12 protein-coding genes are annotated in these 14,326 nt (G+C 40.0%); 1 reads left to right on the top strand and 11 read right to left on the bottom strand.

From position 1 onward, the window contains the following. Positions 1–76: 76 nt before the first annotated feature. The 4 genes from ENLAB_RS08225 to ENLAB_RS08240 form a co-directional block, all read right to left on the bottom strand. Complete coding sequence (locus ENLAB_RS08225) at positions 77–805, bottom strand: WxL domain-containing protein (protein WP_144808238.1); 729 nt, start codon at positions 803–805, stop codon at positions 77–79. Continuing rightward, positions 771–1,109, bottom strand: a complete 339-nt coding sequence (locus ENLAB_RS08230) for a hypothetical protein (RefSeq protein ID WP_244353395.1) — start codon at positions 1,107–1,109, stop codon at positions 771–773. Before ENLAB_RS08230 ends, ENLAB_RS08225 begins: the two co-directional genes overlap by 35 nt. A gap of 592 nt (positions 1,110–1,701) precedes the next feature. Then, positions 1,702–2,229 (bottom strand): GNAT family N-acetyltransferase, encoded by a 528-nt coding sequence (locus ENLAB_RS08235; protein ID WP_244353396.1) that lies wholly within the window; start codon positions 2,227–2,229, stop codon positions 1,702–1,704. 20 nt (positions 2,230–2,249) lie between these two features. Next, complete coding sequence (locus tag ENLAB_RS08240) at positions 2,250–3,173, bottom strand: AraC family transcriptional regulator (protein WP_244353397.1); 924 nt, start codon at positions 3,171–3,173, stop codon at positions 2,250–2,252. Between the two features lie 396 nt (positions 3,174–3,569). On the opposite strand from ENLAB_RS08240, the gene ENLAB_RS08245 reads away from it, so the two are divergent. Further along, a complete protein-coding gene (locus tag ENLAB_RS08245; RefSeq protein ID WP_500861598.1) occupies positions 3,570–5,081 on the top strand; it encodes an AcpB/EbpR/MafR family transcriptional regulator in 1,512 nt (503 codons plus the stop codon). Positions 5,082–5,166: 85 nt separating this feature from the next. Here ENLAB_RS08245 and ENLAB_RS08250 read toward each other — a convergent pair whose 3' ends face one another. The 7 genes from ENLAB_RS08250 to ENLAB_RS08280 form a co-directional block, all read right to left on the bottom strand. Further along, complete coding sequence (locus ENLAB_RS08250; RefSeq protein WP_244353401.1) at positions 5,167–6,840, bottom strand: WxL domain-containing protein; 1,674 nt, start codon at positions 6,838–6,840, stop codon at positions 5,167–5,169. Between the two features lie 32 nt (positions 6,841–6,872). Further along, entirely contained in the window at positions 6,873–7,283 is a 411-nt protein-coding gene (locus ENLAB_RS08255) for a DUF7006 family protein (protein WP_244350661.1), read from the bottom strand. A gap of 17 nt (positions 7,284–7,300) precedes the next feature. Further along, positions 7,301–8,647, bottom strand: coding sequence for a peptidoglycan DD-metalloendopeptidase family protein (locus ENLAB_RS08260; RefSeq protein WP_244350662.1), 1,347 nt, complete (start codon positions 8,645–8,647; stop codon positions 7,301–7,303). A gap of 104 nt (positions 8,648–8,751) precedes the next feature. Then, positions 8,752–11,742, bottom strand: coding sequence for a WxL domain-containing protein (locus ENLAB_RS08265; protein ID WP_244350663.1), 2,991 nt, complete (start codon positions 11,740–11,742; stop codon positions 8,752–8,754). A gap of 4 nt (positions 11,743–11,746) precedes the next feature. Further along, positions 11,747–12,805, bottom strand: coding sequence for a WxLIP family cell surface protein (locus ENLAB_RS08270; protein WP_439711687.1), 1,059 nt, complete (start codon positions 12,803–12,805; stop codon positions 11,747–11,749). Between the two features lie 64 nt (positions 12,806–12,869). Then, positions 12,870–13,667 carry a WxL domain-containing protein gene (locus ENLAB_RS08275; protein ID WP_244350664.1) on the bottom strand — a complete coding sequence of 266 codons (798 nt, stop codon included), beginning with the start codon at positions 13,665–13,667 and terminating at the stop codon, positions 12,870–12,872. Beyond that, entirely contained in the window at positions 13,664–14,047 is a 384-nt protein-coding gene (locus ENLAB_RS08280; RefSeq protein ID WP_244350665.1) for an LPXTG cell wall anchor domain-containing protein, read from the bottom strand. The genes ENLAB_RS08275 and ENLAB_RS08280 overlap by 4 nt, the downstream gene beginning before the upstream one ends. Positions 14,048–14,326 lie beyond the last annotated feature (279 nt).

The raw sequence follows: 14,326 nt of genomic DNA on the forward strand, positions 1-14,326 counted from the left end.
TCTTCTTACAAATATTGTTGATCTCATTCATATAAAAGAGACCAACAATATTCTGCCAATACGTTTTTCGTTGTTCTTAAATAACAGGGGCCAGCGAAGAAGGGACATTGCTTAGACTCCAATTCAATTCACTTGTGAATTGGCCGTTTGCTCGTTCCCCTGGAATTTCTAAAACAATATTCGGATTCACCTCACCATTTAACGTTCCCCAGGTAATCGAATTCCATCCACGTCCATTAAGCACTTCTGCACCCATAAGAATTTGGCTGCCATGTTCCGCCGAAATAGTGACAGGATTTGAGTGAATAGCAACCTCGGAATCCCAAGCTTGAGAAAGTCTTGGGTTACTAAACGTAATGGATGCACCATTCAATTGCACATTATTATCATTGATAAATGGTGTTACTTGTTCAACTCTCAATGTCCATCCTGTTGATACATCACGAGTATCACGAATTTGAGCGAAATGTGGACGCAAAACTTCTTCCCCAGAATCGTCATTCACTTCAAAGGATTCTGCCTGGGCCTCAAATTTTAATAAACCTGTTGAGTTAACATTGTCGTGGATCCCAAAATTTAAAGTGGGCACGTAGGTTATGGAAAATTCCCCGGTTTGTACTGGGGGAATGATAATTCCAGGACCTGGGTCTGGATCTGGATCAACCGTATCAACATCATCAATTATCGAAAGAGTTACTTCTCCTTCTGTTTCTGCATTTCTTGTTATTTGTTCGGCTGAAGCTGTAACAACATTTCCAAACAATAGGCTGCTAAGTAATCCGATTGCTAAATACTTCTTTTTCACTTCTTTTTCCTTCTTTCCTTTTCTTTAATAGGACAAACACGATCAACAAAATGCCTCCTAAAAAGACATTATGTGTTTCTCTTATAGCCATTAACTGGGGAAACCTTCCTGGCTTCTTATATGAGGGGATTTCTTGAATGTCTGCCTGATCTCCTTTTGGTGGTTCCGGCTGTATTTCGTCTTGAATGATATTTTGAAAGGTAATCGAACTATTCGATTGAACCGTTTGGGCAGAAACAGTTGGGACAAAAATCCACAATGCTAACAAACAAAACCAAATACATTTCCTCTTTAATAATTGCACATATAATCACCCCTTTTTGAACTTGTGATAATAGTATCAAATATTTTAAAACTCTACGCCTCAACATCTGCACGCCTAGATGCAAAAAAAGAAATAACTGATCAATAATCTTTCTGATCAGCTATTTCATGGAATAGTAAATAATGAGTTATTTTAAGATTGATTTTCTTTAACAATCGCTTCCAATCAGATACATCTGGAATAGCTGTTAATACTAGCGTTTCAATCATTCAACTAAATTGATCAAAGTAATCTTCTGTATTCAAGACAACAAGATCGAAATGATTTTTTTCTAAATAGTCTAAACTAAATCGCTTGAATTGGGAAAGAAACGTTTTGACTATCTGCTTTGATCTGAATTTATCCATTAAGCGATTTTCTTGAACTCTATGGGAACTTCGCCACGCTCCTACAGTTGGGACTGGGGCATATTCAATATACTCAAGAATAATCCTTGGTGAAAAGGACTTTTATATCACTTGATTTTAGAGCATTAACTGAACTTAGATTTGCTTTCGAGTATCTTTACCCGAAAGCAGATTTTTCTTAAAAACCTATTCCCAATCTATCGTCATTCTAAGTAAAAACTAGATCAATCTATCCATCTTTCATAAATTCGACACAATATTGTTTTTCGCACCAGTTTAAAACCGGCTTTTTCTAGCACTCTTAAAGAAGCAATATTTTTATGCTCAACTTTTCCAAAAACGCGCAGCTCTTCTTGCTTTTCTTTTAGATACGGCTCCGCCCACTTTATGACGTGATTCACTGCTTCTGTGGCATAGCCTTTGTTTTGATAGGATTCGCCAATGTAATAACCGACTTCAAAATGCTTAAGCTTTTTTTTACCATGGTATTTGGAAACTTCTACAGACCCTATTAGATCACCTGAACATTTTTCTTCTATCGCAAAAGCATATTGATCTTTTGTCATATCAATCACGTCATGCCACAGGTTCCAATTTCTTTCGATTTGTGCTTTTGCTCTTTTTTCATTAAGTTTTGGCAGGAAATAAAACCATCTGCGATAGGTTTTCTCGTTGCACAATTTGATTAATGCCTCCAGATCTTTCGTCTCATAGGGCCGATAGATCAACCGCTCACTCGTATGTGTATGCATCGTTTCCTCCCGATCCTTTCTTATTGTCCACACCTGCTATTTTTTATTTTTAAGCACAATTCCATTGTAGGGATGGATGCTATTTCCTGGTATCTTTCGACTGAAAAAGCCTCCACCTTTATTTCATGTTTTGGAAGCCAGACATCAAACAAATACCTATATGCTTCATTCAAAGCATTCGTTACTAGCATTTCTTTCGTCTCTGCCTCGATTTTGCACACAAGATAATAGCCAGAAGGAACATGTTTTATGACCCAACCTGTAGGCAGGACTATTGCCCGCTCTAATTCTTTTCCGCCGACAAAATAACCAAAATGCGTTTGAGAATGACTTGCTGCAAAAGAAATACCAGCTTCCATGACTTCATCAACGATCCCCTTAAGTAGCGGTTTTTCTTGATAAAATCTCTGCCATAGTTCACCAGGCTGATCGATGCCAGTTTGTTGCCCGATAGGCAGTTGCTGATCAACTGAGACCATCCCCTCGATTCCCACATACCGTTCTTCCGTGAGTTGTCTTTTTTCAATCTCCAAGACAATTCCGTTTATGATCAGCGGCACCTTCTCATCGACCAAAAGATAGTTTAAAGCAAGGTTTGGCCGTCGAATCATGTTCATTCGCGGTCTTTTTTCTCGGTACTCTTCAGGAGTCAAGTGATAGGTCTCTTTGAACATGCGAGTAAAATTTGAATGATCCGAAACGCCTAAATGGTTAGCGATTTCTATGATTTTCCAGTCTGTGTTATTAAGTAAATCAATCGCAATGGCTAATCGTCGTAGCTTAATATACTCTTTTACCGACTTATGAACCAAACGTTTAAATAACCTTTGAAAATAAAATGTTGAGAGATACACCTGTTCCGCTAACTGCTTTGTGTCCAACTCTTCCGAAATATGCGATTCAATGTAGTTCACTGATTGATCAATTGCTTCCCATGCATGCATCCTATCTCTCCTTTTTAAACATTTTAGCAACCTCTAAAGTATTTCGCTGGTTATAGGGTGCTCATTTTGAATCTTTTTAAAAAGAATCACCAAATCTTGTACGTCTGCTCTAAAACTTTCTATTAGAGACGACGCTCTTTCCTCTAAATCGTTGAAGACCATTCAAAACTTTCAGAGTGCGAACCTCTCTTAGCTCCATAAAAACAAACATGTGAATTGCATCAGCTCTTGCAATTTAAAATCGTAAGTTTCAAAAATTCCTATTAAACCGTTAGAAATAGCGCTACTGTATCTTTCTTCCCCATTTCAGAAGCTGAATGTAAATGTTTTTCATTAATTGTGTTACCATTTGAATAAATAGAAACTATCGTTAGACACTTACCAAGGAGAAGAACTATGAGAGCTTTACACTTGAATTTTATATTGGATAAACGGACCATCCGCTTCCTAAAAATCTTATCAGCGTTTGAAGGAAAATCGGATTATTTATTACGAGATCTGTCGGAAGCAACTGAAATAAATGAGCGAACACTTTTGGTCGATATCAAGAATATACGCCTACATTTTGACGGGTGTTTAGAAATAGAGAGTACCCATACTGGTTATCAGTTTCAATTACTCAATCCAAATGGCTATGCAGAAGCTAAGCGAGAACTCATTTCTCAAGAACCGCTTTTCGTTGTGATAGAGAGCATACTGAGCGGAAAGCTGCTTTCTTATGAAGAATGGGCCGACCACTTTTTCCTTTCTGAAAGCTCCATGCGCAGACATCTCCTGCGCGTATCTGAAGCACTGGAACCGTACCAACTACAATTTTCAATAAATCCAGTCGATCTGATTGGGGAAGAAGGAAATATTCGAAAGTTTCTCAAAGATTTTTATTATGAAGCCGACGAGATCTCCCCTTTCACCCTAAAACCATCTGTAGAAGTCAATGAACTCATGTATTATTTAGAAGAAAATCGCTATCAGCCATCTATGGGAACAGATATTTTGCCGACGGACTTCTATTATCAATTTTATATCATGGTTTACCGAAGTTCTCAGGGAAAGTATATGCCCGTCCCTAATATTGAAGGCATGGATTGGGAAAAAGACGACACTTACCAGTTTCTTTTATCACTTAAGCCTAAGATCCAAAAGAGGTATGGCTTCGTCGTACCTGATAGCGAGCTTCTCGGTTTGTATCTGTATGCCATTTGTAAGAGAACGATCGACGCTCCAGCAAAGGAAGAGCTATTTTGCCAACAGTTTAACCATTGGTCAACTATAACTGAACTAGCCAGAAAGTTCGTAGCTTATTATGATCCGATTTTAGCCGATCCTCGTTTTCCCACGACAACATTAATTGAATCTTTTTTAACTTCGGTAAAATATCTTGATCAACTCACACCAATCATGAATAAAAATATTACTGAAGTAAATGCATTTGCTCGTCACTCATATCCAGATTGTTATACGCGTATTCACTCTTTTCTAGAAGCCAATCTGAGGGATTTAAAAGTAGAAGATACATACATCGAGGATATTACTGCGAGTCTTCTCTTAACAATTGAAGCGATTCGTGACAGCTATGTTCAAAATCCCAAACGTATTGCTTTCCTACTGGAGGGCTCCTCCTTTGTCTGCCGCAGTGTGAAAGCAAAAGCCCTTCGCTACTTTCGAGGGTACCATCAGATATTTTTCCCAACGATCGAGCAAATGGACAACCACTTTTTTTACCAGAACCAGATTGATATTTTCGTAACCAACTACGCAGACTATGTATCCTACTTAGAAAAAGACATGGAGTATATTTTGTTCCAATCCATTCCGACGATCGACGATTGGAATCATCTGCTTGAACGAATTAATCCTCAAATTTTAAAAGACTTCTCCTTGAACCCTTTAACTGATCTCAAAGGCTAGCGCCTTTCCAATAGTAATAAAACAAGGATCCTACCCATACTGGCAGGATTCTTGTTTTATTTATCCCCGATAGCTTATTTGTTTCTTAGGGAATTGCACTGATCGTCCAAATGATCGCTGTCTTGTATTCTTTAGAATTGGGCATCGTACTTCCTGGAACAGTCAGTTTTATGCTTTCAGACATCGTTTCTGTATCTCCGAAACGATAGATCCAGGTTCCAGCGCCTTCCTCAGATGTTGTTTTAAAAAGGAGACTCGTTTCTTCAGGAACGAGGGTAACTTGGGTTAGATGATCGGTTGGCACCTTTTGATCGTGAATACTGATTAATTCTGCATTTTTAAAGCTCAAAGAGGCCCCTAATAAAAGATCACCCTCGCTTGTCTGGAATTGAGACTCTTGCCGAACAGATAGTGTCCAAGAAGTGATCGTTCGATCAAAATTACTTACCTGAACAAAATTTGGTCGCTCCTCATTCGATCCATTAATTTTTAGCGCACCTGCATAATGTTCTTGTTCATAAATCGTTATTTTTTGTGTGCCGAATAGAATGGTTGGGACGAAATCAATACGAAAACTTTGTGTTTCTTTTGGAAGCTTTGGCATTAACTCTGGGGTTATTTCTACCTCTGGATTGATTGGATCCAAGATTGATGTCTCATTCAAGCGATAGAAAAGATTCACTTCCGTTGTATCTCCTGTAAATCTTCCTTGAAGTGGCCAATCTGAATAATCAAAATGCCAACCTAACACAGACGGAGGAATAATCGAATAGTCTTCTAAATAACCCCCTCGGATCGTTTGTTTTTCAGTCAGAAAATTGCCTTTTTGATCGATGGGGTTGATTGTAATCGTCTGCCATTTTTCTAAGACATAGGTTCCCGGCTGTGATCCATCATAAAAGGCAGACAATAAGGAGCTTCGAGGCGCCACTACTCTTTCCCCCACTTGATTGCCGAACTGATCTTTTGTATGCACCCAGTTTCCTGTATATTCATTTGAAGGCACTTCACTAGGAAAACGTGGGCTGCTGGATCCCATATGTAAAAAAGTCGTATTTTCTCCCAAGTGTATAATTCTTAAGTTTCTCGCTTCAAAGATAAACCAAGAGTTCGTAGACACACTAGCAAGATTCGTCGTATTCCAACTTGAAAGATCCAGTTCCACTAAGTCAGTCATATTATGAAAGGTCCTGTTCACAGTACGTACATTCTTTGTATCCCAACCGTTCAAATTGAGAATGGATAAAGACGTACAATTAGCGAACAGGAAATCCATCGTAGTTACCTGGCTCGTGTCAAAAGACAATGCATCTACGTACGTCAGACTCGTTAAATTGGAAAAGAGATTTGCAGCATTGCTTTGTAAAATGATGTTGTCTTCAACAATGATTTTTTGTACAGCAAGGTATGTTTTCCATGGAGCTGTCGCAACCGTTCCAGCACTGCCGCCCTGCAATGTTAAGGTAGCCGTTTCTTCCTCCCATTCCCAAGGAACGTTCCCCCAGATTCCTGTATCTTGAGAAACAAATTCTTCTTCCTCGGAGTCATCTTTTCGTACTTCATCATCCAATTCCAAATTCTTCTCTTCTTTGAATAGGGAATCCTCTGATTGTGGGCTCCCATCGATAGCAGGGTCTGCCATCACTTTCCCAGGTGCTTCGCCATCCAATATAGTATCTTGGGCATCAACAATTGGTATGCAAAGAAGAAACGCAAAAGCAATGATCCCACCAAGGACGATCAAACAAACTTTCTTCATCATTATCCCCACCCTTTAGCAAAAAAGGATCACTACACATCGTGTAAGGATCCTTTTTCATATTCTTCACCCAAATAAATCAAGCCCCATCTTGGTTGTTGGTGTAAATTTCCACCAGTGATTTCTCGATAAAAGGAATCTTTGTCCTGACGGGTCATTCGGATAATCTCCTCTTCTGTCATACCAAAGTCACTGATAATATCTTTTTGGGTAATTTCTGCTAATTCCATCAAAATCTGTATTTGGGCATCAATGCTCAATAATTTCCCCCACTGCAAGAAGGGGTTTTGTTGGGGATCGTTATATACGTTCTCAAATTGTGTACATAACTCCTCATAATAAATTGCGATTTTTGGATAATTATCTAAGAACCCTGATCCTTCTAGCAATTGCTTGGAATAAGCCAAATACTCTTCAGGGTTATGAATAGATTCTGCTAACATGCTTTCACCTCTTTTCTTTATTGATTGCTTGGTAAAACACTCAGTGGATCGATCAATTGATCCTGCGCCAAGCTTGACGATAAACTCACTTCAAAATGCAAGTGGGGTCCAGTGCTGTTTCCAGTACTCCCCATCGATGCAATGATTTCTCCTTGAGCGACTGTTTGACCAACGGTGACCAGATTTTGATTATTATGCGCATAAAGTGTGGTTAGCCCATTCTCATGCTCGATCGCCACATAATTCCCCCAGGAATTATGGTATTCAGAACGAATCACAGTTCCTGCAAGACTTGCGAGAATTGGTGTTCCTAGTGGTGCCGCAAAATCAACACCGCGGTGAAAGCCATCTCCTCGTGGACCAAAAGTAGAAGAAACAACGGGATTCATGACCGGGTGGATCATTTCGTCAGTGCCTTCTGGCAACTCAGCTTTTTCTTTATCATAGCTAGTCAATGCGTAGGCTTCAATTAGGGCGTTTAACTTCTCGCCATATTGTGTATCCGTCGCATATCGGCCGGTTAAAAATTCCGTTGCGTCTTCATAGGATTCCGTCTCTGATTTCCAGGTTCCTTTATAAAAGTCGCTATCATGCGCTACCCCCTCTTTTAACAGCTTCGCATAATCGTTGAAGGTAGCTTCGTAATCTTCGTATTGTCGGAACGTTGCATCGATCGTGTACAGATTTCCTGATCCGTCGTCTTCTTGCGTTTTGAAGATAACCCCTTTTCCTTCATAAGTCCCTTTGATCCCGAAGAGGTTATGGTAAGGGGCTTGGCTGAGCTTACTTTGACCGCTGGCAGATTCGAGAATCGCCTGGGCGATCATAACCGATCCGTAGAGGTCTTCTTCTAAACCGATTTTCCGCGCCTCTTCACCAATCTCTTTAATGAACTCCCACGTTTCCTTGACAGGAGTGATCGCAATGGTTGTCGATTGATTGGCTTCAGCTGGCGTGCTTTCTGTTAGCTCTGGTAAATTTTCAACGGGTGCTGGCTGCACGGTCTCCGGCGTTGATTCCTGATTCGTTGATTGATCCGGCTGTGGTGTTGGTGCTGGTTTCACTTCTTCTTTTGGCGGCTCAAACGGTGTCGGATCTTCCGGTTTCGGCACTGGTGTAGGTTCCTCTGGTGTTTCTTCAGGAACCTCTGGTAGTACAGGTTCCTCTTCAATCGGTGGATTCACTTCTTCTAAAGGCTGGTCTTCAGGTCGTTCTTCTGGTTGTGTTTCCTGATCATCAGGTGTCATTTGCGCTTGTTCTTCCAACTCTTCACTGTTGGTCACAACAACCGCTGAAACCGGCACTGTGGTCAAAAATTGACTACAAATCAACACAAGGGCAAGCCATTTTCTTGATTGTTTCAAAAATAATCCTCCTTAGATAACAGCAAGTAATGCTAGAATCGTAAAACTATTGATTATACGATCTAGCACTACTTTTTCTTTTCAGCTAGAACCATTTGTTAAACTTACTTATTTTCTGGAACACTACTCAATTCCCAAATCAATTTTGTCTGGTAAACACTAGCTGTTGGGTTAGATGAATGAGGGACATCTAATGCTACACTTTTATCCGAACTCTCTTTATCCCCAAATCGATAAATCCAAGTACCAGTTCCTGTCTCTTCGTCTGCTGTAAGTAGAATTTGCTTCTGTTCTGGTATCAAAATTACTTCTTCAGGCGTTCGAATTGAAGGCTTAGAACCTCCTTGAGCTGTAGCTAGTTGCTGATTCATAAATCGAAGTTGGGCACCTGCTAATTCATCCCCATTATCATTTGTAAACTGAGTATTTTGAATAACAGAGATCTCCCAGCCAACTCTATTTGCATCAGAGCGTCGATCACTAATTTGAACATAGTTAGGACGTCCCTCATCTGCAATAACCTCACCTTCTTCATTCAAGAGACGTTGAGGTTGTGCGTAATAAGTTTTATCCGTAGAGGAGATTGATTGAGTACAGAAATTAAATTGGGAAACAAAATCAATACTCAAGAGCCCCTGATCTTCTGGAATTTCAGGTTTATTTTCAGGGGAAACTTCAAGCTCTGGTTCAAGCGGATCAACCGGTGGAACTGGAAAGGTTGGCGTATATTCTTCAACAATTGTCGAAGCAGTATCTGTTTTACCATCTAGAAATGCGTAAGCGATAACTTCATTGCCACTCGTAAACCTAACTCCAGCTGGTAAATCATATTGATATGTTCCATTGTCGTCTGCCATCACATGAAATGCTTTATCATCTGAAGTATTAGGAGAATCTAACGTTCCTTCCGGAATTGCAGGATCCCCAGAAAAACGTACTAAACTCTTCGGTGTTGCCGTCCCCGTGATTCGATACGAGTTTGTTTGACTCGGGTCTCCGGTGAGCGGATTGATGGTAACTTCGACATCTGGTATTCTTTCAAATAAAACTCGCTGTACATTACGAGTGGTAAAGTTTGCAGAAAAAGTCTCAACTATCTCTTGTTTAATGGAAGAAACATTCATAATTCTTGGTGTAAATGTTGTATAACGAAGATTTAAATTAAAAATAGGGGTCCACGAAAAAGTAGGCTGCTCTTCAAAATTACCTCTATTCCACTGCTTGACTGATTGAACATCAACATCTAGCAAGCCTGTACTGCCTTCTATTCGTACTAATCCATTGTCCATCGAAGTTCCGGATATTGCACTAGTGCGTTCTAGATTGACTCTTTTTGCATCAGAAAACGTAAATCTGGAACCCGCTGAGGCAAAATAGATAAGATTCTGATTAATGGAAGTACTATCGCTTTTTATATCTAGAACAGCATCTTTCCCGACTGAAAACTGAGCGTTTCCCGCTACATGAATGATATTCGAAGGAGAAGAAGCCATATTTGTTGCTTGAATATTCAATTCTCCACTATTTTCAACAATAAGGCTTGTGCCTGCAGCCATCCAGATAACATTATAAATTGAACCATTAGCGTTGGCTTTTGTTCCACGAGAATCAATAGATAAGGAAGCATTCTCACTTATTTTTAACATTGCATTAGAGGTTCTCAAAGAAATTGCAGATCGTGAAGATTGAGGTATTAGTGTAGCGCTAGCTCCTTCTGCAATTTCAACACTTCCCCTACGAACTAAAAGTGGAATTCCCTCAGCTTCTCCTCCACTACCATTTGATGTTGCTAGAAGGGTAGTGTTTTTCTCCATTTTAAACTGATTGTTTGTTGTCTGTACCTCTCCTAAATCCAAATTTCCTGCACTGATTGTCTCTAATTCTACTTCAGAATCCTCTAAAATCGTTAAGTTTGAAGCATAGATATTTGTCTGATCTGTTGCGTTGATTCGCCAGGTTCGAAAAGAAGAAGTATATTCTCTCATCTGTTTGCTGCTAGTCTTACCAGAAATTCTTACACTACTTCTTGGTGAATGGATTAATTGATTTCCATAATTTGTGATGTTGTGATAGGTAATAGCACTTGCATTCTGATTAGTCGTCCCTAAATCATTAAACGTTAACGGTCCATACCAATTACCATGATAGATTGTTAAATCTTTGAGCGTGATATTCCATGGGTTTGCTGTCGTTGCCGTTAAATCATAAAAACATAATGTTATTGATCGGAAGTCTATCTCGTGTCCATTTCCTTCGACAACAAGTGTACGCGAAATATTTCTAACATTCATATAAACAAATCGCTCAGTTGCAGTGACATTTGTAGTTGCTCCACCGGTAATACTCGTCAAATTTTGTCGTGGGTTATCTGGGGTCTCAAAATCTGATGTAATATTGATTGTTGTAATTGAAACATCTGCTATTGCTTGAATAAATTCTACCCAATTACTCACGTTTTGAATGCCAACTTCTGCATCTTCATCAAACTCATAATTATTTTCTTCCAGGTCCTGAGATCGTTTCATTTGATCTGAATCATCTAAATTATTTTCAGTTTTTCCTCTATTACGCTCACTAGTTGATTCTTCTAAAAAATCTATTGTGCCATCAATATTATTTTCAGTCCGAATTGTGAACACTCCAACGGTCTCAGAAGTTACAGGGATCCTGAACTCCGTACTTTCTTCTGCCGTAAATGACCATTCCTCTTCGGTCATTTGCGTAACTTCAAGTCCTTCTGACAGTTCTTCTCTCTGAATGGTGATCTCTTGCGGGATCGTGACTTGTACTTGCTTCGTTGGGCGATCCACCAGAATCACAACTTCCGTTGTCTCTCCTATCGTCCCAATCATTTGTTCTTTTTCAAGGGAAAATGTCGGTTGTTCTTCTACAGTGGGTTCTTGTTGCGTGTCAGAAGAATCAGTCGTCGGCTCTTCTAACAAGTTGTCATAGGGCATGGTCACGTCTTGCGTTTCTGTGTTTTGAGTCTCATTGACTGTTTCCGCAAGCACCATATTAACCGAAGGCAACGTAGTCGTTAGCCCCATTAAAACAAGACTGCTTAGCACCCAACTTTTTTGTAGCTTTCCTTTCAAAGTATCACTCCTTTTTGCCTAGACTCGTTTGGTTCTTTTTGTTTTGAAGGATCAAATACGCGATTACTGCTAAGAGGCAGACAATAAATAGTGCCCCTCCAATAAGCAGCCAATTCGGGCTAGAATCAATCGTCACGTCGTCTCTGTTTAAAGAACGAGCTTCATCGGCTCTAATCGTGAACTCCTCTGTCCAGCTCCATTCCTCTTCACCTGATCTTGCGGTCATTTCTAATACGTAATCACCGCTACGGAAACGATCGCCATTCAATGAGATTGGAAAATTGAAGTGAGAGTTAGGTGCCATCTGCATTTGTTCTTTACTGGCTTCATAGAGGACTTCGTCCTCGCCTTTACGTTTCACACTCGCTTCTACTTCCAGTCGATTGACAAACGTCGGCGTAAAATTTTGAAGGGTGGCACTGATTACATTGCGGTAGTTCAACTGATCAGGAAAGACATCTAAAAGCGCAAGATCTGGTTGAACAGCGTCTCGTGAATTGCTTACAATAACCCCTACGACATAAGCAAATTCATTCTTGATCGCAAGCCCTTCACCTTCAGCTTCTTCTTCCTCAGTGTCTTCCTTCACTTCTGAGATTCGCAACCCACCGGCTAAAAATCCTTCAAAAGCTTCCTCCGGCATCTTCAGCTGAAGAGTCACTGTTTTGGTTTCTTTTCCTGCCAGTTCTACAGTGTCCGGCGTTTCAATCAGCTCATCTAATGAATGAACGAGAGAAGGATCCACTTCTTCTGCATTTTTCCCGTACTCTACTACGCCATTGACATTGGTATAAGCGGTATGAGGTGTGATCGCAATCTTAACGGCTTCATCAGTCGTATTTTGCAATGTTAATGCCAACGTTTCATTCGTATTAGGAGAAAGATTCACGTCAAAGTAACTTTCAGAACCCTCGATTTGGCTTTCTGGAAATTCCGGTGTGACGTAAAAATTTAAGGTCTCATCCTCCGCGAAACCTTTCAAAGGAAACAGGGCAATCATGCTTGTCGCAAGTACTAAGAGTGTCGCCATCCGATTCATTCTGCTCAATATTGTTTTTTTCACGATTTGGTCCTTTCTAAAAACAGCCCAATATGAACTATTGGGCTGTAATCTGTTAATTGTGCGGTTACATCGCCGGCTCTGGTCCTGGTCCAACATCTGAACCTGGTGTTGAAGTCAATTCCCAACTTAAGATAGAAGTATAGGTTGTCGCATCTTTCGCGGTTGATCCTGGGACAGATAAACGGATCATGTCGTTTTCTACAACTTCGACGTTTTCATCTGCAAACTGGGCATTCAAATCTGCTTGATCACCCCAGACAACAGAAGACGCACCGGCACCTTTGCCTGAATCAGCTGTCATTACTGATACTGCAGAATTATTTGGGCTTAATACTAAGCCAGCAGCGTGGTTACCTGGCGCATTGTCTTGATTAATTCCTTCGTATTGGATACGTGAGTCAACAAATTCAATTTCTGCACCTGTCAAAGTGTTGTTTTGAGTGTTTGAAGTAAATTCAGACATACTTACTTGTAGATTCCATCCAGCGTTGTTCCCACGGACATCTTGTACTTGGGCGAAGCTGACGTAAGGAACTAATTCACCGGTTTCTCTTAGTGGTTGCATTTCTGCCACCATGTTATATGTTTGGTCTTGGTTAGAGATTACTTGTGAACCAAAATCCATGTGAGCAACTTTCACGATTGACAAAGGCCCTGTAGTTCCTGGTACCTCGGGTTGGATTTCAACATCTGGTCCTTCTTCTGGTGGCAGAACTTCTAGCTCTTCGTTATCACTTGGTGTAAACTCAATTTGGCCAGTACTAGACACATCCCGAACTTCATCAGCAAACGCACTAGCTGCGCCTCCTGCTAAGATCGTTGTTGTTAATGCTGCGACTGTTGCTAAACGTATCAATTTCATGTAATAATTCCTACTTTCTGTTTGTTTTTGGTTTTAAATTGTCCTTCAGTGTTACTTTCTTTCTGTTTTCTTCGTTTCCAAAAGAGGATCACAAAGAACAATATGCCGATTCCCATCCAATAAAGGTAAGTTTCACCAATCATATTGGTTTTCGGCAAAGACCCATCAGGTCTGTTTACCCCCCCACTCGGTGGTTTTTCACTACCATCGGGTGGCGTGGGTTCTGGTGTTCCGATTGGCTCATAGAATCCAGTAAACTGGATAGAACCTTCTGTTTCTACCTCTTGAACCTCTTTTCCTTGTGCATCTATGGGGGATAGAATACACAAGAATGTGGCCAATAATGGTAACAAGAACCCGAGTTTTACACGCTTTCTCATTTCCCTCCTCCTGAATGTTTGTCTCAAATTTCGTCGTTTTCTAGATAAGAGTATTTTATTTCACCAGCATTTTGATAAAACCTAATTTAATAGACTTTATAGGACATTCAATATTTCTTGGGTGTCTTTTTTTGTTTATTCCCAAAAACGACGGTTTTTAAGAAAACGAATATTGTCTTTCGACAGTTCAAACTATAACAAGTTCAGAAAGAAGAGTTAAATCAAAATATGTCGTGATCCCTACATATTTTGAAATTCTCTTTCACTTCACGAAAAAAA

Origin of the sequence: Enterococcus innesii (assembly GCF_022846515.1) — a bacterium.
Classification (GTDB): Bacteria; Bacillota; Bacilli; order Lactobacillales; family Enterococcaceae; genus Enterococcus_D; species Enterococcus_D innesii.